Consider the following 21,772-nt stretch of genomic DNA (forward strand, 5'->3'; position numbering starts at 1 on the left):
GTACACGGAGGAGTTGAGTACGCCATGACCAATGAGACGGCGGTGGAGGACCAGTTGGACGGCGCGGTGCCGTACCGCTCTCGACGGCGCACCCTGGTGCGGGCCGGGGTGCCGGTGGCGGTGGCGGCGGTGATCGCCGCCGGGGTCGGGCTGGTGCCGGCGCTGGCCGCCGACTCGCCGCCGGACCTGCCGCAGCTGTCGGCCGAGCAGGTGGTGGCCAAGGCGCTCGGGTCCGACGCCCAGACCCTGTCCGGAACGGTCTCCGTCTCCACCGACCTCGGGGTGCCCAGCCAGCTGCTCGGCGCGGCGGCCGGCGGGCTCGGGGCGGCGGCCGGGCACGGCGGCGAGCAGGGTCAGGGCTCGGCGGACCCGCAGTCCAAGCTGCTCGGTCTGCTCGGCGGCGACCAGACGCTGCGGGTCGCGGTCGACGGCCCGGACCGTCAGCGGGTGGACCTGCTGGAGAACTTGGCGGGCTACACCCTGGTCCGCAACGGCGACCAGAGCTGGGCCTGGGACAGCTCGACCAACACCGCGCTGCACATGACCGGGCGTCCGGCGGCCGAGCACGCCAAGGCCCCCAAGGCGCCGCTGACCGGGGTGCCGACCACCCCGCAGGAGGCCGCCAAGCGGTTCCTCACCGGCACCGCCGGCACCACCTCCGTCACCGTGGCCGGGACGGCCAACGTGGCCGGGCAGAAGGCCTACCAGCTGAGCGTCAAGCCGACCCAGTCCGGCTCGACCGTCTCCGAGGTGCGGATCGCGGTGGCCGCCGACAACGGGGTGCCGCTCGCGGTGGTGGTGAAGTCCACCGACGGCTCCACCGTGCTGGACGTCCACTTCACCGACGTGTCCTTCGCCAAGCCGGCCGCCAAGACCTTCGACTTCACGGCGCCCAAGGGGGCCAAGGTGACGGAGAAGAAGGCGGACGAGGCGGCTGCCGGCCACGACGCCCAGGGCAAGCAGGGTGAGCAGGGCACGCAGGGCGACCGGGGCGCACAGGGCAAGGGCCACGACGGGGTGAACGTGATCGGCGAGGGCTGGACGGCGGTGATCTCCACCCAGCTGCCCAGCAGCGTCGAGGCGCCCGCCCAGGGCTCGCACGGCGACGGCAAGCAGGGCAAGCGCCACGGCCAGCCGATGAACCCGCAGGCGCTGGTGAAGTCGCTCGGCAAGCCGGTCGGCGGCGGCACCCTGATCAGCACCAAGGTCGTCAACGTCCTGCTCACCGACGACGGCCGGGTCTTCGCCGGCGCGGTGACCCTGCCGGTCCTCCAGCACGCCGCCGGGGTGAACTGACGGATGACCGAGACTCCCGTAACGGGGGACGTTACGGAGTCGGCCGGGGGCCCGGGCGCCGCGTCGCGCCCGGCCCCCGTTCCTTCCGCTCCTTCCGTCTCCCCGGCTTCCCGTGCCTCCGGTGCCTCCAGTACGTCCGGTACCTCCGGGTCCGATGACGTGATCAGGACCCGCGGCCTGACCAAGCGCTTCCGCGGCGGTCAGCTCGCCGTCGACGGCCTGGACCTGACCGTGCCGCGCGGCTCGGTCTTCGGCTTCCTGGGCCCCAACGGCTCGGGCAAGACCACCACCATCCGGATGCTGATGGGCCTGATCGCCCCCACCTCCGGCGCGGCCACCGTGCTCGGCGAGCCCATGCCGCAGTCCGTCGCCACCGTGCTGCCCCGGGTGGGCGCACTGATCGAGGGCCCGGCGCTGTACGGCTTCCTGTCCGGCCGGGACAACCTGGTCCGCTTCGACGCCGCCGACCCGACCGCCGACCCGCGCACCCGCCGGCAGCGGGTCGAGGCCGCGCTGGAGCGGGTCGGCCTGAGCGCCGCCGCAGGCAAGAAGGCCCGCGCCTACTCGCTGGGCATGAAGCAGCGCCTGGGCCTGGCGTCCGCGCTGCTGCAGCCGCGCGAGCTGCTGGTGCTGGACGAGCCGACCAACGGGCTGGACCCGCAGGGCATGCGGGAGATCCGGGCGCTGGTCCGGGAGGTCGCGGCGGAGGGCACCACAGTCTTCCTCTCCTCGCACCTGCTGGACGAGATCGAGCAGGTCTGCACCCACGCGGCGGTGATGTCCCGGGGCCGGCTGGTGGTGCAGGGCACCGTCGCCGAGCTGGCCGCCCGGGCGCAGGGCCGGCTGGTGGTCCGCACCCCGGACGTGGCGCAGGCCGCCGAGGTGCTGGCGGCCCACCAGGTGGGCGCGCTGGTGCCCGGTGAGGGCCGGGTGGACGGCGAGCTGGGCGCGAGCGGCGACGAGGCGCTGCCCAAGCTGTGCGCGGCGCTGGTCGAGGCCGGGGTCCGGGTGCACGGGTTCGGGCTGGAGCGGGGCACGTTGGAGGACGCCTTCGTGGCGCTGACCGGGGAGGGCTTCGATGTCGCAGGCTGAGACGGTGCTCGCGACTGGCCGTCGGCCGCAGACCGCGTCCGGCTTCCTGGCGCTGTTCCGCAACGAGCTGCACCTGACCTTCCGCCGGATGCGCACCAAGGTGCTGCTGGGCATCCTGGCGGCGCTGCCGATCCTGATCGGGGTGATCGTCAAGCTCAACACGGACAGTCCGCGCGGCGGTGGCGGCGGGGCGCCGAGCTTCATCGCGCAGACCACCCAGAACGGCCTGTTCCTGGTGTTCACCGCGCTGGCGGTGGCCCTGCCCGTCTTCCTGCCGATGACGGTCGGCGTGGTCGCCGGGGACTCGGTGGCGGGCGAGGCGGCCACCGGGACGCTGCGCTACCTGCTGGTCGCCCCGGCCGGGCGGACCAGGCTGCTGGCGGCCAAGTTCACCGCCGGGCTGGTGTTCTGCCTGGCCGCGACCGCCGCGGTCGCGGTGACGGCGCTCGCGACCGGCGCCACCCTGTTCCCGCTCGGTGAGGTCACGCTGATCTCCGGGGACACCATCGGCTTCGCCGACGCGCTGCTGCGGGCGGTGCTGGTGGCCGGGGTGGTCGCGGTCTCGCTGGCCGGGCTGGTGGCGATCGGGCTGTTCGTCTCCACCCTCACCGGCAGCGGCATCGCGGCGATGGCCGCGACCGTCGGGCTGGTGATCACGGTGCAGATCCTGGACGCCTTCCCGCAGCTGGACGCCGTCCGGCCGTTCCTGTTCACCCACTACTGGATGAGCTTCTCGGACCTGCTGCGCGAGCCGATGTACTGGGACGGCGTGTGGAAGGACCTCGGGCTGCAGGCCGCCTACGTCGCGGTGTTCGGCTCGGCGGCCTGGGCCCGGTTCACCAGCCGCGACATCAGCGCGTGACGGTCTCCCGCTGTGCCGGGGCGGGCTGCGGCACGGCCGCGGCCCGCCCGGCGCGGTCGGCCCGCACCTGGCGCAGGGCGTCCCAGGTGAGCACCGCGAGCGCGGCCCACACCAGGGCGAAGCCGGCCCAGCGCGCCGGCGGCATCGACTCGTGGAACACCGCGACGCCGATCAGGAACTGGAACACCGGCGCCAGGTACTGCAGCAGGCCCATCACCGTCAGCGGCACCCGGACGGCGGCGGCGCCGAAGAACAGCAGCGGGATCGCGGTGATCACCCCGCTGAGCATCAGCAGCCCGGAGTGCCCCCAGCCGTACGAGCCGGCCACCGTGTGCCCGAAGGTGCCGCGTCCGCTGACCTCCAGGTAGACCAGGTAGCCGAGGGCGAAGGGGAACATGAAGGCGCTCTCGGCGGCCAGGCTCTCCAGCCCGCTCAGCCCGACCTGCTTCTTCAGCAGGCCGTAGGTGGCGAAGGAGAGCGCCAGGGTGAGCGCGATCCAGGGCAGCTGCCCGTAGGCGGCGGTCAGCACCGCGACGGCGGCGGCGCCGATGCCGACTGCCGTCCACTGCGGGCCGCGCAGCTTCTCCTTGAGCACCAGGACGCCGAAGGCGATGGTGACCAGCGGGTTGATGAAGTAGCCGAGGCTGGTCTCGACCACGTGGCCGTTGTTGACGGCCCAGATGTAGACGCCCCAGTTGACCGAGATCACCGTGGCCGCGCCGGCCAGCATGGCGAGCCGGCGGGGCTGGCGCAGCAGCGGGCGTATCCAGCTCCAGTGCCGCTGGGCGACCAGCATCAGCACCACCGCGACCAGGGACCAGACCATCCGGTTGGCCAGGATGTCGTCGGCGGCGCCGGGTTCCAGCAGCGGCCAGAACAGGGGGAACAGCCCCCAGATCCCGTAGGCCGCCATGCCGTACCAGAGGCCTCGGCCGCTGTCCCGCTGGTTCGTCTGTGGCATGGCCGAGTGCCCTCCCGCGCGCGTGTCGTCCTGGCGACGGTAGCGGGCGGGAGGGCAGGCTGTCATCTCCGTTTCCGGATTTTGGTCATGACATTGTTTGAATGCTGGACATGTCCGGTCTTTCCGGCATTGCTTCCGATGGTGTTTCCGCTGGTGGGACGGTCGCCTTGGGCACCTGCTCCACGCGCCCGGTTCACGCGCCCAGCGCGCTACGGACCGACTCGGCCAGCGGGACGGTCGGGCGGCCGATCAGCCGGGCCAGGTCACCCGGAGTGCCGGCCAGCTCGCCGCGCGCGATGCCCGCGTCCACGTCGACCAGGGCCTCGGCGAAGCCCTGCGGCAGGCCCGCGCCGACCAGGACGTCCAGGTGCTCGGCCGGGGTGACGTCGCGGTGCACGACCGGCTCGCCGGAGGCCTTCGCCAGTTCGGCGGCCAGCTCGGGCAGGCTCCACGCGACATCGCCACTCAGCTCGTAGGCCCGGTTCTGCTCGTTCCCGTCGTTCCCGTCGTTCCCGTCGTTCCCGTCGAGCAGGACGGCGACCGCCGCGTCCGCGTAGTCCCGGCGCGGGGCAGTGGCCACCCGGCCGTCCCCGGCACTGCCGAGCACCACGCCGCGCGCCACCGTGCCGGCCGCGTCACCGAGGTAGTTCTCGGTGTACCAGCCGTTGCGCAGGAAGGCGTACGGGAGGCCGGAGGCGAGGATCAGCTCCTCCGTCGCCCTGTGCTCGTCGGCCAGCCGGAAGGTCGCCGCCCCCAGGATGCTGGTGTAGGCGAGCAGGGCGACCCCGGCCGCCCGGGCGGCCTCGACCACGGCCCGGTGCTGGGGGACGCGGCGGCCGACCTCGCTGCCCGAGATCAGCAGCACCCGGTCACCGGCCGCGAAGGCGCCGTCCAGGGTCTGCGGCCGGTCGTAGTCGACCACCCGGACGTCGACCCCGCGCGCGGCCAGGTCGGCCGCCTTCTCGGCGGAGCGGACGGCGACCGCCACCTCACTCGCGGGGACCTCGGCCAGCAGGCCTTCGACGACGAGGCGGCCGAGCTGGCCGGTGGCTCCGGTGACGACGTACATGGGGTGCTCCTGCTCCTGGATGGTTCTGACCTCGAAACTCACCCTAGGAATGGCACTAACCTTTCGGAAGTACGCACTTCAAAGTAGGGTACTGATATGGAGGTAAGCGAAGTGCACACGAGCGAGCTCCCGCCGGCGAACGTCTTCGACCGGATGTGCCCGTCCCGGGGCGTGCTGGAGCACGTCACCAGCCGGTGGGGCGTGCTCGTCCTCGGTGCGCTGCGCGAGCGCGGCCACCGGTTCAGCGAGCTGCGGCGACGGGTGTCGGGGGTCAGCGAGAAGATGCTCGCCCAGACCCTGCAGACGCTGGAGCGGGACGGCTTCGTGCTGCGCGAGGCGCACCCGGTGATCCCGCCCAGGGTCGACTACAGCCTCACCCCGCTCGGGCGGGAGGCGGCCGAGCTGGTCGCGACGCTCGCGCACTGGTCCGAGCAGCGGGTGGCCTCGGTGCTCGCGGCCCGCGAGGAGTACGACGCGCGTTAGCCCTCTCCGATCAGCGCTTCGAGCCCGTCCAGGACGCGGGCCAGGCCGAAGGCGTACGCGTGGTCCGGGCTGTACGCGCCGCCGTGCGCCTGGCCGGCGGCGGCACCGACCCGGGCCGCGACCGGGTAGCGCTCGGGATCGAAGACCCGGGCCAGCAGGTCCGCGTTGGCCTGCCACCACTGGGCGTCGGTCAGCGCGCTGTCCTGCTCGGCGGCCCGCTCGTCGGCGGCCATCCGGGCACAGGTCTGGACGAAGCCCAGCAGGTGGGTCAGCGCGGCGTCCAGCTCGACGTCGGGCAGGCCGGTGCCCTCCAGGGCGCGCAGCTCGTACTCGTACTTGGCCATCAGGCCGGGGCCGAGCGGCGGGCGGCTGGTGGACACGGCGGCGACCCACGGGTGGGCGCGGAACAGCGCCCGGTTGTCGTCGGCGACGGCGGTGACCCGGGCCCGCCAGGTCTCCTCGGCCGGGGCGCTGCGGGGCATGGTGGCGTAGACGGTGTCCAGCATCAGGTCGAGCAGCTCGGCCTTGCCGGGCACGTAGGTGTAGAGCGCCATCGGGGACAGCCCGAGCTCCTGGGCGACCCGTCGCATGGTGACGGCGTCCACGCCCTCGGCGTCGGCCAGGGCGATCGCGGCGGCGGCGATCTCGCCGGTCGAGCGCGCCTGCTTCGGGCCGCGCCGGCCGGGCTTCTCCTCGGCGGTCAGCCCCCAGAGCAGGGCGAGGGTGCGCGCCGGGTCTCCTGCGCTGCTGCGGTCCGTGGCCATGCGCAGGATCCTTTCACGCGGCCCTTTCACGGGATCCTTTCACGGGCGCGGGGCCGCTAGCGTCTCCCCCATGACCAGTCCTGAGCCACTGCCCGGTACGGACACCACCCAGGCCCTCCGGCCCCGGGTCACCTGCCGGCGCTGCCACCGGCCGCTGCACGACCCGGAGTCGCGGATGCTGCGGCTGGGGCCGGAGTGCCGCGATCCGGCGGAGCGGGTCGCGCGGTTCGACGTGGAGCAGGAGACGCTGCCGGGGGTGTAGTCCGGGACGCGCGGGCGGAGGGCGGCTGCGCGGACTCAGCCACGGCCGAGAAGCCGTCCGAGGAATCCCGGGCGCCGCGGCTCGAGCGACGGTTCGGGTTCGGGTTCGGGTTCGGGTTCGGGCTGGGGTTCGGGCTGGGGTTCGGGTTCGGGCTTCGGGCCGTCAGCGGCTTCCTCCGCGCGGATGGCCGCCCGAGCGAGGTCGCGGTCGGCAGGTGTGACCCAGGGCGCGGCGAGCACCAGGCGGCAGACCGAGCGCAGAATCGTCACCACGCGCACCCGTCGGGCGTCGACGCTGTAGCGCAGCCGCCGCCGGAGCTGCGTGGCGATGTCGGCGCGGGCCTGCGGGTGCGTCCAGCCGATCGCGACGAGCGCGAATCCGGCTGCCTCGGCGACCCAGTCCTCCGGTCCGAGCAGCAGGTCGATCAACACCCGGCGGCGGTCCGATTCCGGCCACGGCTGATCGGTGCGGTGGTGGGCGATGCCGAGGCAGGCGAAGGCCTGAACGGCGCGCACCCACAGTTCGGGCTGGTGGGCGAGCATGGCCCGGCCGAGGTCGTCCTCGCGGGGCAGCGGAGGATGGACCAGCGCGCCGAGCAGGTCGTCGAGCGACAGACCGGCGAGGCGCACGGCGTGGTCGTAGGCGGCCGGGATGGTCGGCCACACGATCTCGGCGGTGGCGCGGACGAGTTCGGCGCTTTCTGGGGCGGGCGGGGCAACGGCGGGCTTCGGGTCGGTGCCGTCCCATGCCCAGACCACAGCGGAGGTCTTGATCAGCGGGAGCCGTGGGTCGGGTTCGTCGACGGACTGGTAGACGACGGTGCAGCGCGGCAACGCGAGGTGGAGGGCCAGCTGTGAGCTGGGCGGTTCGACGGTGGAGACATCGCACTCGATCTCGGTGCCTCGGTCCGTGCCGGGCGCCGCAAGGACCTGGTGCAGCAGGTTGACGGTTGCCTCGGACGTCCCGGGGACCATGCCGAGCCAGGGCTCGCGGTGGCTGAGCCGCTCCAGCAGGTCCTGGGCGTACTCGTGGTCGGGGTGGTCGCGGTGGTGGTCGGCGAGCGCGAGCAGGTGGGCGGCGTCGCCATCGACGGCGTGGCGCAGCCCGTGCAGGGCCGGGGCGGCCTTGGGGTGGTCGGGCTCGGTGGCGAGGACGCGCTCCAGCCAGGGCAGGCCCTCGGCGGGGCGGCCGAGGGAGCCGTACAGCTCGGCGACGTCCACGGCGAGGTAGCTGCTGGAGTCGCCCTCGCCCGGCGCGACCCGGGCCAGTTCGGCCTCCCAGACGGCGAGCGCCTCCTCGGGGCGACCGTCGGCGCGCAGGGCGTTGCCGAGCATCACGGAGGGCAGGTAGCCGGGGGCCAGGCGGTGGGCCCGCTCGGCGAGTTCGACGGCCCGGGCGGTGGCGCCGAAGCGGCGGGTCAGGCCGGAGGCCATCGCCAGCAGCAGCGGGTGCTCGGGGTGGCGGGCCGCCACGGCCCGCACGAAACGCTCGAAGGGCCTTACCGTGTCCGCCAGTTCGGCGGGCAGCGGGTCGGGCAGCGTACCGGCGGCGCGGGCCACCGCCTGGGCGACGGCGTCCGGGTCGACCAGGGCGGGCAGGTCCTCGCGGGCGAGCCAGGCGGTGTGCGCCCAGGGGCGGGCCGGCTCGTACTGGATCGCCGAGGCGAGCAGGCTGACGGCGGTGTCCCAGTCCCCGGCGGCGGCCTCCACGTGGGCGCGGCAGACGACGGTTCCCAGGTAGACCTCGCCGTCCAGCGGGAACAGTTCGCGCGCCGCGGCGGGGCCGCCGACGGCGGCGCACAACTCGGCCAGCGCCTCGTGCAGTTCGGGCAGCTGGGGGTCGGCGAGGATCGCGTCGGAGAGGTGGTCGGCGGCGTGGGCGAGGTCCCCGGAGTCGAGCGCCAGCCGGGCGACGGCCACCTCGCCCTCGGCTGCCAGCCGGTCATCGCCCTCGTCGTCGGTGTGCGCCATGCCCTGTCCCCCGGTCCACTCTCGGCTCGTGCGCGGACGAGGCTATCCGGTGCGTACGGCTGGCGGATGATCACCCCGGCCGTCGCCCGGAAGACCACCCTCTGGTTCCGGGACAGCCAGAAGGGCGCCGGGGCGATGACCCCGCACGACGCCGTCGTCAACGACAAGGGCTTCGGCGGGACCATCCGCAGCATCAACGGCGACCTCGAGCGCAACGGCCGGAACCCGGACGAGCGCAACGACCGGATCAACCTGTTCAAGAGGTTCCTCTGCGTGCTGGGCACGAATGTGGGCGGTGGCGACATCTCCTGCTGAGCCCGGCCTGCGTGGCCCTCGTGAGCAGGAAGTCGACCTGGCCGACTTCCTGCTCCACGTGTCCGCCGATCGGGTGAGCGGTGTCAGTGGCGTCTGATCCACTGCACCCAGGATCCAAGACGAGGAGGTGGCTGCCGGGATGGGTGTGCTGACCGACTACTTCCGGGCGCCCGACGCGGCGGCCGTCGTGCGGGCGCTGGAGCTGACCGAAGGCTCGCTGCCCGCGTTCGGCGAGGTCTCCGACGGGGCCTTCGACGGCGTCATGGCCAAGCACGTCGATCCATGCGTCGTGCTGGGGCAGCCCGTCGCGGCGATCCGGGCGGAGCCGTGGCGGGTCGACCTGGTGGCGCAGACGCCGGTCTGGCCGACCACACCGCAGCCCGGCCCTGACGGCCCCTGGGACGAGGACGAACCGTGGTCGACCGGCCCCTGGGTGACCGAGCTCGGTGACGCCACCCGGGACGCGCTCGCCGAGGCGGGCGACGACCGGATACCGGCGGCCGTGGCGCGGTGGGCCGAGGCCGAGGAGTGGCACGGCGCCGATCCGGCGGATCTGCTGCCGCTGGCCGAGGGGTTGATCGCCCTCGCCCGCCGGGCGCGCGCGGCGGGCGAGCGGCTGTACTGCTGGATCTGCCTCTAGCGGTGCTCAGCCGGTGATCGGGGTGGCGCCGGTCGCGGCGAGGGACAGTTCCCAGAGGCGGGCCGCCGCGTCGGGGTCGAGGGCGTACGGGCGGACGCCGCCGTCGTCCATCGGGTCGCCGGGGGCGGCGACGCGGGCGACCTCGCAGTCCTCCAGGTAGAGCCCGCCGCGGCCGGCGAGCAGCGGGGAGGTGGCAGCCCACAGGCCGGTGGCGGCGCCCTGGGAAGCGGACTTGAAGCCCGCGCCGACGACCGCGCCGTGCTCGTCCACCCAGCCGCGGTCGATCTGCTCCCGGAGCGTCATCTCCCGCTGGAGGCCGGTGATGATCCTGCCCGGGTGGAGCGCGAAGGCCCGCACGCCGTCCGCCCGGCCGAGCGCGTCGAGATGGGCGGCGAATAGGACGTTGGCGGTCTTGGACTGGCCGTACGCGAGCCACTTGTCGTACCCGGTGCGGAAGTGCGGGTCCTGCCAACGGATGTCGGTGAGGGCGTGCCCGGCGGAGCTGTTGACGACCACCCGGGCCCCGCACGCCGCGAGCAGCGGGTAGAGCTCGCAGGCGAGGAGGAAGTGCCCGAGGTGGTTGGCGGCGAACTGCCCCTCCCAGCCCGGGCCGACGCGCCGTTCCGGGGTGGCCATCACGCCCGCGACGGCGAACAGGAGGTCGATCCGATCGGTGGCTCCGGCGATCCGCGCGGCGGCGGCGCGCACGCTGTCGAGGTCGGCGAGGTCCATCGGGACGACCTCGCAGCCGTCCAGGTGCCGCAGCGCGGCGCGGGCGACGTCCGGTCGGCGGGCCGGGACGATCACCCGGGCACCGGCCGCCCCCAGGGCCCGGACGGTCTCCAGGCCGAGGCCGGAGTAGCCTCCGGTCACCACGGCGGTCCGGCCGGAGAGGTCGAGGCCGGCCGTGACGTCCTCGGCGGTGCTGGCGGCGGAGAAGGGCGAGCCGAGCGGCTGCTGGTCGTTGGTGGTCATGGCGAGGACGGTAGGAGCTGGACCGCGGTCTAGCGCAAGTCCCGGGAGGGGCCAGCGGGGACACCGGCAAAACCGTTCGCCCCGGGCGTGCCGCGGCTGCCACCATCCGAGCGTGACGACACTGTTCCTGTTGGTCGGCCTACCCGGCGCCGGCAAGACCACGAAGGCCCGCCGGCTCGCCGAGGAACACCGGGCGATCCGGCTGAGCCCGGACGAGTGGATGCTCCCGCTGTTCGGCCTGGCCGAGGCCGAGGGCAAGCGGGACGTCATCGAGGGGCGCCTGCTCTCACTCGGCCTGCAGGCCCTGCGCGCGGGCACCGACGTCGTCGTCGACTTCGGCTGCTGGGGCCGGGACGAACGCTCCGCGATCCGCTGGCTGGCGGCATCGGCCGGAGCGTCCTGCCGCCTCCTCTACCTCCCGGTCGACCTGGACACCCAGCGCGCCCGCATCGCACAGCGCTGGGCCGCCGCCCCGGACGAGACCTTCCCGATGACCGAGGCGGACATCCTCGACGGCCGCACCCACTTCGAGGAGCCCGACGCCGTCGAACTGGCCGGCCACCACCTCGACGCACCCCCTCCTGCCTGGCCCGACTGGCACGCCTGGGCCGCCGACCGCTGGCCGTCCTTCACCTGACGGCCGCCGCGCGGAGCAGGAAGCGGGAACAACCGGTCGCCGGCTCTCGAGCCTGAACATTTCAGGACAAGAAATATTCAGGCGGACGGCAGCGTTCCGGAAGGTGTCGGCGCGGAAGGACCGCGCGAGGCTGGAAGGAGTGCGGCGCCGTGCGCGTGGAGATCTGGAGTGACATCAACTGCCCGTGGTGCTACATCGGCAAGGCCCGGTTCGAACAGGGCCTGGCCGCGTTCCCGCACCGCGAGGAGGTGGAGGTCGTCCACCGCTCCTTCGAGCTGGACCCGCACGCGCCGCGCGCAGCCCGTCCGGTGATTCCGCTGCTCGCTGCGAAGTACGGGATGAGCCTGGAGCAGGCCGAGGCGGCCGAGGCCCGGATCGCCGAGCACGCCCGGGGCGAGGGGCTGCCGTACCTGGACGGCGGGCGCGACGCGGCGAACTCCTTCGACATGCACCGCTTGCTGCACTTCGCCAAGGCGCGGGGGCGGCAGGCCGAGCTGCTGGACGCGCTGTACCGGGCCAACTTCGCCGAGGAGTGCTCGGCCTTCGAGCCCGGGCGGCTGCTGGAGCTCGCCGTCGAGGCCGGGCTGGACGGCGAGGCGGCGGCCGCCGTGCTGGCCGATCCGGAGGCGTACGCCGACGCCGTGTGCGAGGACGAGGCGACGGCGAGCGCCATGGGGGCGACGGGCGTGCCGTTCTTCGTCCTCGACCGGCGGCTCGGGGTGTCCGGCGCCCAGCCCGCCGAGACCTTCACCCGGGCGCTGCAGCAGGCCTGGGAGAGCCGGGTGCCTTCGCCGCTGATCCCGGTCGGCGCGCCTGGCGACGCGGAGGCCTGCGGGCCGGACGGCTGCGAGCTGCCGCAGCGCTAGGCACTCAACCGGTTTTCCCGATGGTCTGGGTGAGCCAGGTGAACACCTGCGGGACGAGCGGCTCCCAGGTGGAGGTCAGGTGCGGGCCGTTGACCTCCACCGGGGTGACGGCCGTCGGGGCCTTGGCGTTCTTCTGCAGCGCGAGGGCGTCCTCGAAGCCGTCGCCCTTCTTGCCCGTCACGTACAGGCCGACGTTGGGCGGCGTCTGGGCGTGCTGGAGCAGGTAGACCGGGTTGGAGACCTCGCGCAGGTGCGGGTCCTTCGCGGTGAGCGAGTCCGACTCGCCCGCCGGGTCGTTGTACCCGGAGAGGCTGACCCCGGCGTGGTACCGGTTCGGGTGCGCGATCGCGAGCCGGGCGGCGCAGTGCCCGCCCGCCGAGTAGCCGGCCACGGCCCAGTGCTCGGGTCCGGGCTCGGCGCGGAAGTTGTCCAGCACCATCTGCGGCACGTCGCGCGCCAGCCAGGTCTCGGCGTTGACCTTGCCGGGGACGTCCGCGCAGCCCGTGTCGACGTGCCCTTCGAGCAGCACGACGCGCGGCGAGACCAGGATGAACGGCGCGATCTGCCCCGACTTCATCAGCGGCGCCAGCTGCTTGGAGACGTTCATGCTGCCGAACCAGGCACTGGACGAGCCGGGGAAGCCCACGAGCAGTTCGACCACCGGGAACTTCTTGTCCTTGTAGGCCGGGTCGTCGTACTGCGGCGGCGTCCAGACCAGCACCTCGCCGTCCACCCCGGAGACCCGGCCCTTCAGCTCGGTCGTCTTCACGTCCTTCGGCACGGCCTTGTCGTCCACCGAGGTGAACTGCTGGACCACCTTGGGCTGGTCGGGCCCGTTCGCGGCCACCGTCGCGTCCGCCGGGGGCGGGACGGGCACCGCGCGGACGTGGCTGCCGGTGCCGAGCAGGTCGTCCCAGCTGCTGTACAGCTGGTTGTCGTTGTTGACCACGACGAACACCAGCGTCACGGCAGTGAGTTGGGCGAAGACCACCATGAGTAGGCGAGCCCCGAAGCGCAGGGCCTGCGGGCCGCGCACCCGGTTCCACAGGTACATCAGGAGACCTATGGAGAGCGGGAGGAGGAGGATCGCGAGGACGAAGAACGGGGTGCCGGTCAGCTTCACATCAGCTGATACGGATGGCAGCCGCATTCGGTTGCGCCCCGTGCGCACGTACGGCACAGGAAGTCGGACGGGCCGACGTCCTGTGCGGGAGGCCGTCAACGCCCGTGGGACGCGCCCACGGTCGGGTGCGGCTCGGCAGTGTGCGTACGCACGAACGGCAATCCGGGGGCCGCGCACTGCTGACGGGGACGTCAGTCGTAGAAGAACTGGCGGAGGTCTTCGGCGGAGCCGGGCCCGAAGAGGAAGGCCTCCGCCCTCGCCGCCTCGACCGCCGACGGCGGGCCGTCCTCCCGGAGGCGGATCAGCCAGGTCTCGCCCAGCTCCCCGACGGCGTAGACGGCGGAGAGCAGTTCGGCCATGCCGGCCGGCCGGGGCGGGTCCACCCCGACGACGGACGTCAGCTCCCAACCACCGGCCCGCGCGGCGAGCCGGACGGCCGCGCCCCAGAGGGCGATGCGGGCCAGCCGACCGCGCCAGGGGAGTTCACTCGGCGGCACCGGGCTGCCGACGGTCACGGCAGCGATGTCGTCGATGACCTCCCGCTCGAAGTCGGTGCGGATCCACCGACCCTCCTGGGAATCCTCGATGGCGGCGTGCCACCACTCCCAGGCGCCGCGCAGGCGGCTCGCAACCTCATCCATGCGGCTCAGGGTTTCACACCGGCGAGCGCGGGGTGAGGCGGGTGGCGGGCCAGGGGGAGTTGCGGCCGGCGGCCTCGCGGTAGGCGATGCGCTGGACGGCGAAGAGGAGCCGGTAGAGGTCGAGGGCGGCGTCGGACTCGTCGGCGGCGAAGCCCAGGTGGAAGACGAAGGCTTCGAGCTGGGGCCAGTCGAAGTCGTCGGGGACGGGCGGGGTGACGGGGGCCGGGGAGAAGGAGTTGAAGGCGGCCGCGACGGCGTAGTGCGCGGCGGCGAGGGCGTTCGCGACGGCGGGGTCGGACATGTCAGGGCTCCTCTTCATCGGGTTTTGCAACGTTGAGGGCGGTGATGACGCCCAGGGCTACGGTGGCGATCGCGAGGGCGAGGAGGGCGGCGAAGGCGGCGCCGATCAGGAACCGCACGGGCGCTCGCGGTCGGCGTCGAGGAGGAGGGTGAGGAGGTTGAGGAGAGTGGACGCGGGGGCCGTGTTGAAGCGGACGAGGATGCGGCCGTCGAGGGTCTTGTCGGTGGTGGCCGAGGGGAAGATCAGGCCGAACTTGCGGCCGCGCTCGTGGAGTTCGGCGAGGAGGGTGCGGATGTGCTCGTCGGTGTAGGCCCTGACCCGGGGGTCGGTGGGCTGCATCGGCTGGCGGCGACGGTTCACGCGAGGGGCTCCAGTTCGAACCAGACGACCTTGCCGTTCTTGCGGGGGGCGGCCCCGAAACGGTGGGTGAGGGCGCGGACGAGGTGGAGGCCCCGGCCGGAGAGGGCGAGCGGGTCGGCGGGGAGGTCGGGCGGGGGAGGGAGGACGGGGCTGTCGTCGCAGACCTGGACGCGGAGGCGGAGGGGGGAGAGCGAGAAGGTGCAGAGCGGCGCCGGGCTGCTCGCGTGCTCCCACGCGTTGACGAAGAGTTCGTGGAAGGCGAGCTCCGCGTCGGAGATGCGGGAGGGCGGCCACCCGGCGGTGGAGAGGAGGGAGGAGAGCTCGCCGCGAGCGGCGGAGCAGTCGGGAGGAGTGAAGGCACGCATGAGTAACCCCTGGGAAGAGGAGGGGGAGCCACTGACGTTCCGTCATGTGACCGGTGCAACACTGAGAGTAGGACCGAAGGTCTTACGCGTGCAACCAGATCGCGGAGATAGGCCGCTCGGCTTGGCTAAGCTCACTCGTGTGGGTGGATGATGGCCCGACACGGAAGGAATCCCCCTTGGCACTCAGGACCCAAATCAGCGAGCGACAGCGGCGTTTCGGCGCTGAGCTGAGGCGTCTGCGCGAAGCCGCAGGACTGGCGGTCAAGGATGCCGGTGCGCTCATCGGTATCGTCGGCCCACAGCTGAGCCACATCGAAGCGGCCCGGACGAGCCTCGACCCCGAGCGACTCTCGGTCCTGCTCGATGCGTACGGGTGCACGGATAAGACCTATATCGCTCTGCTGCGCGATCTCGGAGCCAGCGACGGCAAAGGCTGGTGGACCGAGTACAAGGGGAAGGTCCCGCCCCTCGCCCTGGACCTGGCCGAAGCAGAGTGCCGCGCGATTCGGCTGCACAGCTACGACTCGCTCTACATCCCGGGAGTCCTGCAACTGCCCGACTACGCGATGGCGATCTATGAAGGCGCTCTCGGAAGTCCGTGGGCACCCGAGACGCAGGTCCGCTTCCGCATGGATCGACAGCGGATCCTCAACGATGACAAGCAGTTCAGCTTCGTGATCCATGAAGCCGCGTTGCGCATGCGGTTCGCGGGAGATGCAGCGATGAGGGCCCAGCTCCTTCACCTGCTCGACATGGCGGAAATGCCGAACATCAGCATCCAGGTACTGCCTTTCACGGCGCCGAAGCATGCGCCGCTCTCCGCTTCGTTCCTGTTCTGCGATCCCGGATGCCGTGAGCTTTCCACGATCATCCTGTCCGGACCCAAGCGAGCCGAGCATCTCGGCGATCCGATCGAGGTTGATATCTACGCCCGGAAGTTTCAGCAGCTGAGCGAGCTGGCCCTACCACCTGCCGATCGCAACGACGCCCTGCGTAAGCTCGATACGCGTGACTCTTGGGGGCTCATTCACCACGTCCTCTACGAGCTTCAGACCTGAAAGGCGTCCGATGTCCCACCTCGTCTGGCAGAAGTCGTCGTACAGCGACGCAGAAGGCGCCGACAACTGCCTCGAACTAGCCCAAGGAGAACGGGATCTCCGCTACGTTCGCGAATCCGACGACCCCTCTGTCATCGTCACCACCTCGCCCCCCACGCTCCGCGCCTTCCTCCTCGGAGCCAAGGCCGGCGAGTTCGACCACCTCACCTGATCCGCCCGTGGTGCGCTTCCTCCGCCGATCAACGCCGGCGTTCATCGGTTGCCTACCGCCGCGCGCCACGATTACGTGCTGACCCTCGGCCAGGTCTGACACTCCGGGGGGCACCGGTCCGGGCCTATCCTCGAGCGCGTGCCCCTCATCAGCCTGCACGACCGCGCCGCGCTCGCCGAACGGTTCCGCACCGACCCGGCCCTGCACCTGTTCGAGCTCGGCGACCTGGACGACGCCCTCTGGCCCAACACCGCCTGGTACACGGCGGATCCCGACCACGGGCCGGTCGCCCTGCTCTACAGCGGCGGCGACACCCCCGTCCTGCTCGCCTTCGCCCGGCCCGCCGCCGCACCCGCCCTGGCGGAACTGCTCGGCGCGCTGCGCCCGTTCCTGCCGCGCCGCTTCACCGCCGGGCTCCCGGACGGCGCCGAGCGGGCCCTCGCACCCGACTACGCCGCCGAACGCCGCACCTCGCTGCTGCGGATGATCCTCCCGGACGCCGCCCAACTGCCCACCGAACTCCCCCACCGGCCCGAGCCGTTGACCCTCGCCGACCTCGACGGGCTGCGCACCCTGCTGGCCGAGGCCTACCCCGAGTCCTGGTTCGACCGGCGGATGCTCGCGGGCGGCGGCTACGTCGGCATCCACGAGCGCGGCCGGCTGGTGGCCGCCGCCGGGGTGCACGTGCACTCCCCCGCCCACCGGGTCGCCGTGCTCGGCAACGTCGTCACCCACCCCGACGCCCGCGGCCGGGGCCTCGCCCGCTCCTGCGTCACCGCCCTGTGCCGCCACCTCGCCCAGACCACCGACCACCTGGGCCTCAACGTCCGTACGGACAACGCCGCGGCGATCGGCCTCTACCGGCAGCTCGGCTTCACCACCGTCACGACCTACTCCGAACTGATGCTGCGGGCTTCCTAGTTGTTCCAGCTGGCCCAGGTGGCGAAGGGGTCGGGCACGTGTGATCACGACTCGGCATCCCTTGTCACGGACCCGCGTGGGACTCGTCACGGCCCGGTCAAGACGGCAGCGAAGTCGTGGCACACGGCTTGGGCACTGCGCTATGAACGTCCCTCAGGAGGACGGCCGCCACGGCCGTCCGCATTGAGGGGGACGTCACGTGAAGACCATCCTCAACAGTCGCGCCACGGCCCTGGCCGGCCTGGCCGTGGTGGGCGCGCTCACCATGACCGCCTGCAACGACGACGCCGCGTCGTCCGACAGCGCGAGCACCCCGCCGGCCACCCAGGCGCCGGCCACGCCGTCCGCCGCGCCCACCACCCCGGCGGCCTCCGCCTCGGCGGCCGCGCCGACCGGCGGCACCACCGGCGGTTCCAGCGCCGGATCGACGGGCGGTGCCACCGGAGGGGCCCCGGACCAGGCCGGTCCGACCGCGGCGGCCGGGAGCACGCTGAAGATCGGCGAGGCCGCCACCATCCCGTTCGTCTCGGGCAGCACCAAGGGCACCGTCTCGCTCGCGGTCACCTCGATCGACAAAGGCGACCCGGCCGACCTCGCCCCGCTCAAGCTGGGCGACAAGGTCACCGGCATGGTGCCGTACTACGTCCGGTTCAAGGTCACCAACACCGGCAGCACCGACCTGTCCTTCGCCAGCCTGACCCAGATGAAGGGCACGCTGCCGGACGGCGGGGAGGCCGCCGAGGTGATGCTGATCGGCACCTTCGACAAGTGCCCGCACCCCTCCTTCCCGAAGGGCTTCACCAACGGCCAGTCGATCGCCTCCTGCGTGCTGGCGCTGGCGCCCTCGGCGACCAAGGTGGCCGGCGCCGAGTACTGGGGCGAGCCGTACAGCCTGGGCAAGGGCGTCAACTGGAAGTGACGTACGGCGTCCGGTGGGCGGGGCGGCGTCGGGCCGCCCCGCCCAACGGTCATTCCGGTCATTTCACTGCCGCCGCCGGCCCGCCGTGGATCCGCAGGAAGGCGTCCACGCCCGCCGCCGCGATCCGCTCGACCTCCTCGCCGGCCACCGGCAGCGCGCCCCAGAAGGAGCGCTCGGCCACGCCGTGGAAGGTCAGCAGGGTGAACTGCTCGGCGGCCAGCTCCGCGTCCACGACGGCCAGCAGCCCGCGCTCGGCGAGCGCCGCGAAGCGCTCCGCGAGGTCCCGCTGGGCGGCCGCCGGACCGGCTTCCAGCCAGGCCTCCAGCACGTCCGCCGGGATGTTGGCCACCTCGGCGCGGATGGCCCGGCCGAGCGCCCCGTGCTCGCCCGCGGCGAGCACGGCGTCGGCCCGCTCGACCGCGAAGTCGACCAGGCCGCGGCGCGGGTCCACCATCCGATCGAGGTGCTTCGCCATCAACTCCCCGAGCCGTTCGGTCAGTTCCGCCGCGCTCCGGAGCGCCACCGACAGGAAGAGGGTCTCCTTGTCGGCGAAGTGGTTGTAGACCGTGCGCTTGGACACCCCGGCCTCGGCCGCGATCGCGTCCATGCTGGCCCGGACGTAGCCCTCACGCCCGAAGACCGTCGTCGCGGCCCGGGTGATCGCCTTGCGCTTCTCCGGTCGTCCCGCTCCGCCTGTGGTCGCCACGGCCCTCCTCCTTCTCCGTCGGCGCCCCCGCCGACCCGTCTCAGAAACTGCCCGGTGTAGTGTCTGCAGGCCCGTTCACGCGGACTTGCCACCGAACAGGCGTGCTCTATGCTGCGTACGATCTCTACACCTCTGTAGAGCGAATCCGAAAACGTGCCTGCCCCCGAGCAGCAGCGGGAAACCGAGAACGGGAACCGGCCGGCCGAACACCAGCGTCCCGTACTGGCAGCGCCGCTACCGCTCTCCCGCAGTGACCCGGCGCAGCGCCGACGTGGCGCGCCGAGCACGGGAACACCCGGGGGTGAGTGAGTGGCGGGGCAGCGAGGACGGTCGTCCGACCAGGGTTCACGGCGGCGGGCGACGAGCCGCGCCACCGGCCCCGAGCGTCCCTTCTCCGGCGGGCCGACGCTGCCTGGGGTGGCGGCCGTCGGGCTGCCGCTGGTGGGCGCGGTGATCGACGAGCTCTCCGGGCCGGGCATGGGCCTGGCCTTCGCGGTCTGCGCGGCGCTCGGCACCGGCCTGGCGGCCGGGCTCAGCACCCGCCGGGGCTGGTGGTGGGTGCTCGCCGCCTCCCCACTGGTCGTGCTCGGTGTGACGGCCGTGGTCGAGTTCTCGGCGAACACTTCCGACTACCGGGGCAGCAAGCTGGCGACCGGCTCCGCGAAGTGGGTCGTCCAGGGTTTCCCCGTGATGGCGCAGGCCGCCGCGGCGGCCCTGCTGGTGATCGTGGTCCGGGTGGTCCGGGACCGGAGGAGGCGGCATGGCTGACGACCGTGAGCAGCGGGAGGGCGGCCGGACCGCCGGCCGCAAGGCCGCGCAGGCCCCGCAGGCCCCGGCGGACCGCAAGAGCTCCCCGCTGCTGATCGCCGGCCGGGTGGCGGCCACCACGGTCGGCTTCGCGGTGTTCGCGGCGAGCGGCGTGGTCTGGTACGAGTACACGTCCCTCACCGACGGGATGACCACCTCCAACGCCATCGCGCAGACCAAGAAGGACGCCCCCAAGCACCTGGACAACTCGGTCAACCTGCTGCTGATCGGCCTGGACAGCCGCAAGAACATGGACGGCTCCGACCTGCCTCCGCAGTTCGTCCAGGACGAACTGCACGCCGGCCACAGCTCGGACGTGGGCGGCTACAACACCAACTCGCTGATCCTGCTGCACATACCGGCGGGCGGCGGCAAGGTGCAGGCGATCTCCATCCCGCGCGACGACTACGTCATGACCTACAACGGGGACGGCTCCCAGCAGGGCATGCACAAGATCAAGGAGGCGTACGGGATCGCCAAGGAGAAGTTCGACGGCAGCTCGAAGGCCAAGGGACTCAAGGGCGCCGACCTGGAGAAGGCCGGCCGCGACGAGGGCCGCGCGGCCACCATCCGCACCGTCCAGACCTTCGTCAACCAGCCCGTCGACCACGTCGCCGAGGTCAACCTGATGGGCTTCTACGACATCGCCAAGGCCGTCGAGCCGATCCAGGTCTGCCTGACCCACGACACCAAGGACCCGGCCATGGAGGGCCAGGGCTCCGGCGCCGACTTCAAGAAGGGCATCAACACCCTCAACGCCTCCCAGGCGCTCGCCTTCGTCCGCCAGCGCCACAACCTGGACGACGGCAAGGGCAACACCGGCGACTTCGCCCGCACCCACCGCCAGCAGGCCTTCATCTCCTCCGTCGTGCACAAGCTCAAGCAGGACGGGATCATCAGCGACATCGGCAAGCTCAAGGACCTGTTCGGCGTCGTCCAGAAGGACCTGGTGATCGACAACGAGTGGAACGTCCTGGACTTCGCCCAGCAGGCCCCGGCGCTGACCGGCGGCAACGTCGAGTTCAACACCCTGACCTTCGACGGCTTCGGCACCAGGAACGGCCAGGACGTCAACCTGGTCACCCCGGCGAAGATCCAGAAGGTGGTCAAGCAGGTGTTCGGCTACGCCGACGCGGCCTCGGCCGCCGCCCCGGCCGACGGCGCCACCGACGCCCCGACCACCGAGGCCCCCGCCCCCTCGCCGACCCCGACCACCCCGGCCAAGGCGGTCGCCCCGGCCACCGTCGAGGTGTTCAACGCCTCCTCCGCCCCCGGGGTCTCCTCCGCCACCGAGGCCAAGGCCCTGGTCGCGATGGGATTCAAGGAGGGCACGACCGGCCCGGCGCGCACCAAGCAGAAGGCCACCACGGTCACCTACGGCAAGGGCGCCAAGGACGCCGCCGACCAGATCGCCGCCCGCTACGGCGTCACCGCCACCGAGTCCGCCTCCGTCACCGCCGACCACGTCGTGGTCACCCTCGGCACCACCTTCACCGGCGTCGCCACCGACCAGCCCACCACCCCCGCCGGCCCCGCCCCCACCGGCGACCCCGCCGCCAACCTCCCCATGCAGGGCCCCGGCGTCGACGCCGAGTCCGACGGTGGCATCCCCTGCGTCTTCTGACGGCTTCCGTCATCGATCCGGTGCCCCGCCGTCCGGGCGGGGCACCGGATCAGGACCACTCGAAGTACAGCGCCGGCCGCACCGGCCGCGGGCTGCCGGGCGCGAACAGGAACACCAGGTTCACGGTGGGCCCGGACGGCGCCTCCAGCCGCGGGCCGCGGATGCTCAACCCGAAGTCGTTGATCGCTTTCCCCGCCGCCAGCCCCACCCGCACCTCGCGGTACCAGGCTTCCAGGGGCTCGACCGGCAGGTCCCAGTACGCGGCCAACTCGCCTGACAGCCGGTAGGCGTCGTCCACCGTGGCCGCCGGGAAGGTCGCGCTGACCAGGTCGAGCGTCTCCCCCTCGGCGGTGGCCAGCAGCTCGACCCGCCCGGTGAACCAGCGCCCGCCCGGCAGCGCGATGGTCGCGGCCACCGTGGGGATGCGCCAGCGGCGCCGGACGGCCCCGGGCCAGCCGACGTCGCTGCGGCGGTGGTCGGTGCGGAGGTTCCAGGTGACGGCCTCCGGGTGGACGGGTTGCTCGTACGACAACAGGGGCTCCGG

The 21,772-nt window shown here is 72.6% G+C and carries 27 protein-coding genes; 15 read left to right on the forward strand and 12 right to left on the reverse strand.

Going from position 1 to position 21,772, the window contains the following annotated elements:
• Window positions 1-24: 24 nt before the first annotated feature.
• Genes O1G21_RS16875 through O1G21_RS16885 form a run of 3 tightly spaced genes read left to right on the forward strand, consistent with a single transcriptional unit; the run spans window position 25 to window position 3,250 of the window.
• Window positions 25-1,296, forward strand: coding sequence for a LolA family protein (locus tag O1G21_RS16875; protein WP_270144700.1), 1,272 nt, complete (start codon window positions 25-27; stop codon window positions 1,294-1,296).
• A 3-nt stretch (window positions 1,297-1,299) separates the two neighbouring features.
• Window positions 1,300-2,388, forward strand: a complete 1,089-nt coding sequence (locus tag O1G21_RS16880; protein ID WP_270144702.1) for an ABC transporter ATP-binding protein — start codon at window positions 1,300-1,302, stop codon at window positions 2,386-2,388.
• A complete protein-coding gene (locus O1G21_RS16885) occupies window positions 2,375-3,250 on the forward strand; it encodes an ABC transporter permease (RefSeq protein ID WP_270144704.1) in 876 nt (291 codons plus the stop codon). The genes O1G21_RS16880 and O1G21_RS16885 overlap by 14 nt, the downstream gene beginning before the upstream one ends.
• Here the strand turns inward: O1G21_RS16885 and rarD are convergent.
• Window positions 3,240-4,211, reverse strand: a complete 972-nt coding sequence (gene rarD / locus O1G21_RS16890; RefSeq protein ID WP_270144705.1) for an EamA family transporter RarD — start codon at window positions 4,209-4,211, stop codon at window positions 3,240-3,242. The genes O1G21_RS16885 and rarD overlap by 11 nt on opposite strands.
• A 193-nt stretch (window positions 4,212-4,404) precedes the next feature.
• A complete protein-coding gene (locus tag O1G21_RS16895; protein WP_270151051.1) occupies window positions 4,405-5,280 on the reverse strand; it encodes an SDR family oxidoreductase in 876 nt (291 codons plus the stop codon).
• Window positions 5,281-5,376: 96 nt separating this feature from the next.
• On the opposite strand from O1G21_RS16895, the gene O1G21_RS16900 reads away from it, so the two are divergent.
• Complete coding sequence (locus O1G21_RS16900) at window positions 5,377-5,763, forward strand: winged helix-turn-helix transcriptional regulator (RefSeq protein WP_270144707.1); 387 nt, start codon at window positions 5,377-5,379, stop codon at window positions 5,761-5,763.
• Here O1G21_RS16900 and O1G21_RS16905 read toward each other — a convergent pair.
• Window positions 5,760-6,527 carry a TetR/AcrR family transcriptional regulator gene (locus tag O1G21_RS16905; protein ID WP_270144710.1) on the reverse strand — a complete coding sequence of 256 codons (768 nt, stop codon included), beginning with the start codon at window positions 6,525-6,527 and terminating at the stop codon, window positions 5,760-5,762. The genes O1G21_RS16900 and O1G21_RS16905 overlap by 4 nt on opposite strands.
• A 70-nt stretch (window positions 6,528-6,597) precedes the next feature.
• Here O1G21_RS16905 and O1G21_RS16910 point away from each other — a divergent pair, with 70 nt between their 5' ends.
• Window positions 6,598-6,789 (forward strand): DUF6011 domain-containing protein, encoded by a 192-nt coding sequence (locus O1G21_RS16910; RefSeq protein WP_270144712.1) that lies wholly within the window; start codon window positions 6,598-6,600, stop codon window positions 6,787-6,789.
• 35 nt (window positions 6,790-6,824) lie between these two features.
• On the opposite strand, the gene O1G21_RS16915 is transcribed toward O1G21_RS16910, so the two are convergent.
• On the reverse strand, window positions 6,825-8,759 hold the full coding sequence (locus tag O1G21_RS16915; protein ID WP_270144714.1) for a tetratricopeptide repeat protein: 1,935 nt from the start codon (window positions 8,757-8,759) through the stop codon (window positions 6,825-6,827).
• A 66-nt stretch (window positions 8,760-8,825) separates the two neighbouring features.
• Here O1G21_RS16915 and O1G21_RS16920 point away from each other — a divergent pair, with 66 nt between their 5' ends.
• On the forward strand, window positions 8,826-9,074 hold the full coding sequence (locus O1G21_RS16920) for a lysozyme family protein (RefSeq protein WP_270144716.1): 249 nt from the start codon (window positions 8,826-8,828) through the stop codon (window positions 9,072-9,074).
• A 139-nt stretch (window positions 9,075-9,213) separates the two neighbouring features.
• The gene (locus O1G21_RS16925; RefSeq protein ID WP_270144718.1) at window positions 9,214-9,714 is read left to right on the forward strand and encodes a hypothetical protein; all 501 of its coding nucleotides are present in this window, start codon (window positions 9,214-9,216) and stop codon (window positions 9,712-9,714) included.
• 6 nt (window positions 9,715-9,720) lie between these two features.
• Here the strand turns inward: O1G21_RS16925 and O1G21_RS16930 are convergent, their stop codons facing one another.
• Window positions 9,721-10,689, reverse strand: a complete 969-nt coding sequence (locus tag O1G21_RS16930; RefSeq protein ID WP_270144720.1) for an SDR family NAD(P)-dependent oxidoreductase — start codon at window positions 10,687-10,689, stop codon at window positions 9,721-9,723.
• 112 nt (window positions 10,690-10,801) lie between these two features.
• Here O1G21_RS16930 and O1G21_RS16935 point away from each other — a divergent pair, with 112 nt between their 5' ends.
• Together O1G21_RS16935 and O1G21_RS16940 are read left to right on the forward strand one after the other, a co-directional pair.
• Window positions 10,802-11,326 carry an AAA family ATPase gene (locus tag O1G21_RS16935; protein WP_270144722.1) on the forward strand — a complete coding sequence of 175 codons (525 nt, stop codon included), beginning with the start codon at window positions 10,802-10,804 and terminating at the stop codon, window positions 11,324-11,326.
• Between the two features lie 149 nt (window positions 11,327-11,475).
• Window positions 11,476-12,192, forward strand: coding sequence for a DsbA family oxidoreductase (locus O1G21_RS16940; RefSeq protein ID WP_270144724.1), 717 nt, complete (start codon window positions 11,476-11,478; stop codon window positions 12,190-12,192).
• 4 nt (window positions 12,193-12,196) lie between these two features.
• Here O1G21_RS16940 and O1G21_RS16945 read toward each other — a convergent pair whose 3' ends face one another.
• The 5 genes from O1G21_RS16945 to O1G21_RS16965 all read right to left on the reverse strand — a co-directional run bounded on the left by O1G21_RS16945 (window position 12,197) and on the right by O1G21_RS16965 (window position 14,982).
• Window positions 12,197-13,342: an alpha/beta hydrolase gene (locus O1G21_RS16945; RefSeq protein WP_270144726.1), complete on the reverse strand. Its 1,146-nt coding sequence runs from the start codon at window positions 13,340-13,342 to the stop codon at window positions 12,197-12,199.
• Window positions 13,343-13,506: 164 nt separating this feature from the next.
• Window positions 13,507-13,956, reverse strand: a complete 450-nt coding sequence (locus O1G21_RS16950; RefSeq protein ID WP_270144728.1) for a hypothetical protein — start codon at window positions 13,954-13,956, stop codon at window positions 13,507-13,509.
• 13 nt (window positions 13,957-13,969) lie between these two features.
• Entirely contained in the window at window positions 13,970-14,257 is a 288-nt protein-coding gene (locus tag O1G21_RS16955; protein WP_270144730.1) for a hypothetical protein, read from the reverse strand.
• A gap of 105 nt (window positions 14,258-14,362) precedes the next feature.
• Window positions 14,363-14,617, reverse strand: coding sequence for a hypothetical protein (locus O1G21_RS16960; RefSeq protein WP_270144732.1), 255 nt, complete (start codon window positions 14,615-14,617; stop codon window positions 14,363-14,365).
• Window positions 14,614-14,982: an ATP-binding protein gene (locus O1G21_RS16965; RefSeq protein ID WP_270144734.1), complete on the reverse strand. Its 369-nt coding sequence runs from the start codon at window positions 14,980-14,982 to the stop codon at window positions 14,614-14,616. The genes O1G21_RS16960 and O1G21_RS16965 overlap by 4 nt, the downstream gene beginning before the upstream one ends.
• Window positions 14,983-15,158: 176 nt before the next feature.
• Here O1G21_RS16965 and O1G21_RS16970 point away from each other — a divergent pair, with 176 nt between their 5' ends.
• The 4 genes from O1G21_RS16970 to O1G21_RS16985 all read left to right on the forward strand — a co-directional run bounded on the left by O1G21_RS16970 (window position 15,159) and on the right by O1G21_RS16985 (window position 18,091).
• Window positions 15,159-16,040: a helix-turn-helix domain-containing protein gene (locus O1G21_RS16970; protein WP_270144736.1), complete on the forward strand. Its 882-nt coding sequence runs from the start codon at window positions 15,159-15,161 to the stop codon at window positions 16,038-16,040.
• A gap of 10 nt (window positions 16,041-16,050) precedes the next feature.
• Window positions 16,051-16,251: a DUF397 domain-containing protein gene (locus O1G21_RS16975; protein ID WP_270144738.1), complete on the forward strand. Its 201-nt coding sequence runs from the start codon at window positions 16,051-16,053 to the stop codon at window positions 16,249-16,251.
• A gap of 138 nt (window positions 16,252-16,389) precedes the next feature.
• The gene (locus tag O1G21_RS16980) at window positions 16,390-17,172 is read left to right on the forward strand and encodes a GNAT family N-acetyltransferase (RefSeq protein ID WP_270144740.1); all 783 of its coding nucleotides are present in this window, start codon (window positions 16,390-16,392) and stop codon (window positions 17,170-17,172) included.
• A gap of 199 nt (window positions 17,173-17,371) precedes the next feature.
• Entirely contained in the window at window positions 17,372-18,091 is a 720-nt protein-coding gene (locus O1G21_RS16985; protein WP_270144742.1) for a hypothetical protein, read from the forward strand.
• A 58-nt stretch (window positions 18,092-18,149) separates the two neighbouring features.
• Here O1G21_RS16985 and O1G21_RS16990 read toward each other — a convergent pair whose 3' ends face one another.
• Window positions 18,150-18,797: a TetR/AcrR family transcriptional regulator gene (locus O1G21_RS16990; protein ID WP_270144744.1), complete on the reverse strand. Its 648-nt coding sequence runs from the start codon at window positions 18,795-18,797 to the stop codon at window positions 18,150-18,152.
• Window positions 18,798-19,214: 417 nt separating this feature from the next.
• Here O1G21_RS16990 and O1G21_RS16995 point away from each other — a divergent pair, with 417 nt between their 5' ends.
• Window positions 19,215-19,565, forward strand: coding sequence for a DUF6542 domain-containing protein (locus tag O1G21_RS16995; RefSeq protein WP_270144746.1), 351 nt, complete (start codon window positions 19,215-19,217; stop codon window positions 19,563-19,565).
• Window positions 19,558-21,228, forward strand: a complete 1,671-nt coding sequence (locus O1G21_RS17000; protein ID WP_270144748.1) for an LCP family protein — start codon at window positions 19,558-19,560, stop codon at window positions 21,226-21,228. The genes O1G21_RS16995 and O1G21_RS17000 overlap by 8 nt, the downstream gene beginning before the upstream one ends.
• 49 nt (window positions 21,229-21,277) lie before the next feature.
• On the opposite strand, the gene O1G21_RS17005 is transcribed toward O1G21_RS17000, so the two are convergent.
• Window positions 21,278-21,760 (reverse strand): hypothetical protein, encoded by a 483-nt coding sequence (locus O1G21_RS17005; RefSeq protein WP_270144750.1) that lies wholly within the window; start codon window positions 21,758-21,760, stop codon window positions 21,278-21,280.
• Window positions 21,761-21,772: the final 12 nt, after the last annotated feature.

It is taken from the genome of Kitasatospora cathayae, assembly GCF_027627435.1.
Lineage (GTDB): Bacteria > Actinomycetota > Actinomycetes > Streptomycetales > Streptomycetaceae > Kitasatospora > Kitasatospora cathayae.

Excerpts from the sequence above, each read along its gene's own strand:
- O1G21_RS16875 (WP_270144700.1), top strand. The coding sequence starts at position 25 with ATGACCAATGAGACGGCGGTGGAGGACCAGTTGGACGGCGCGGTGCCG.
- O1G21_RS16920 (WP_270144716.1), top strand. The coding sequence starts at position 8,826 with ATGATCACCCCGGCCGTCGCCCGGAAGACCACCCTCTGGTTCCGGGAC.
- O1G21_RS16885 (WP_270144704.1), top strand. The coding sequence starts at position 2,375 with ATGTCGCAGGCTGAGACGGTGCTCGCGACTGGCCGTCGGCCGCAGACC.
- O1G21_RS16905 (WP_270144710.1), bottom strand. The coding sequence starts at position 6,527 with ATGGCCACGGACCGCAGCAGCGCAGGAGACCCGGCGCGCACCCTCGCC.
- O1G21_RS16930 (WP_270144720.1), bottom strand. The coding sequence starts at position 10,689 with ATGACCACCAACGACCAGCAGCCGCTCGGCTCGCCCTTCTCCGCCGCC.
- rarD (WP_270144705.1), bottom strand. The coding sequence starts at position 4,211 with ATGCCACAGACGAACCAGCGGGACAGCGGCCGAGGCCTCTGGTACGGC.
- O1G21_RS16975 (WP_270144738.1), top strand. The coding sequence starts at position 16,051 with ATGTCCCACCTCGTCTGGCAGAAGTCGTCGTACAGCGACGCAGAAGGC.
- O1G21_RS16910 (WP_270144712.1), top strand. The coding sequence starts at position 6,598 with ATGACCAGTCCTGAGCCACTGCCCGGTACGGACACCACCCAGGCCCTC.
- O1G21_RS16880 (WP_270144702.1), top strand. The coding sequence starts at position 1,300 with ATGACCGAGACTCCCGTAACGGGGGACGTTACGGAGTCGGCCGGGGGC.
- O1G21_RS16945 (WP_270144726.1), bottom strand. The coding sequence starts at position 13,342 with ATGCGGCTGCCATCCGTATCAGCTGATGTGAAGCTGACCGGCACCCCG.
- O1G21_RS16925 (WP_270144718.1), top strand. The coding sequence starts at position 9,214 with ATGGGTGTGCTGACCGACTACTTCCGGGCGCCCGACGCGGCGGCCGTC.
- O1G21_RS16895 (WP_270151051.1), bottom strand. The coding sequence starts at position 5,280 with ATGTACGTCGTCACCGGAGCCACCGGCCAGCTCGGCCGCCTCGTCGTC.
- O1G21_RS16950 (WP_270144728.1), bottom strand. The coding sequence starts at position 13,956 with ATGGATGAGGTTGCGAGCCGCCTGCGCGGCGCCTGGGAGTGGTGGCAC.
- O1G21_RS16955 (WP_270144730.1), bottom strand. The coding sequence starts at position 14,257 with ATGTCCGACCCCGCCGTCGCGAACGCCCTCGCCGCCGCGCACTACGCC.
- O1G21_RS16965 (WP_270144734.1), bottom strand. The coding sequence starts at position 14,982 with ATGCGTGCCTTCACTCCTCCCGACTGCTCCGCCGCTCGCGGCGAGCTC.
- O1G21_RS16915 (WP_270144714.1), bottom strand. The coding sequence starts at position 8,759 with ATGGCGCACACCGACGACGAGGGCGATGACCGGCTGGCAGCCGAGGGC.
- O1G21_RS17000 (WP_270144748.1), top strand. The coding sequence starts at position 19,558 with ATGGCTGACGACCGTGAGCAGCGGGAGGGCGGCCGGACCGCCGGCCGC.
- O1G21_RS16900 (WP_270144707.1), top strand. The coding sequence starts at position 5,377 with ATGGAGGTAAGCGAAGTGCACACGAGCGAGCTCCCGCCGGCGAACGTC.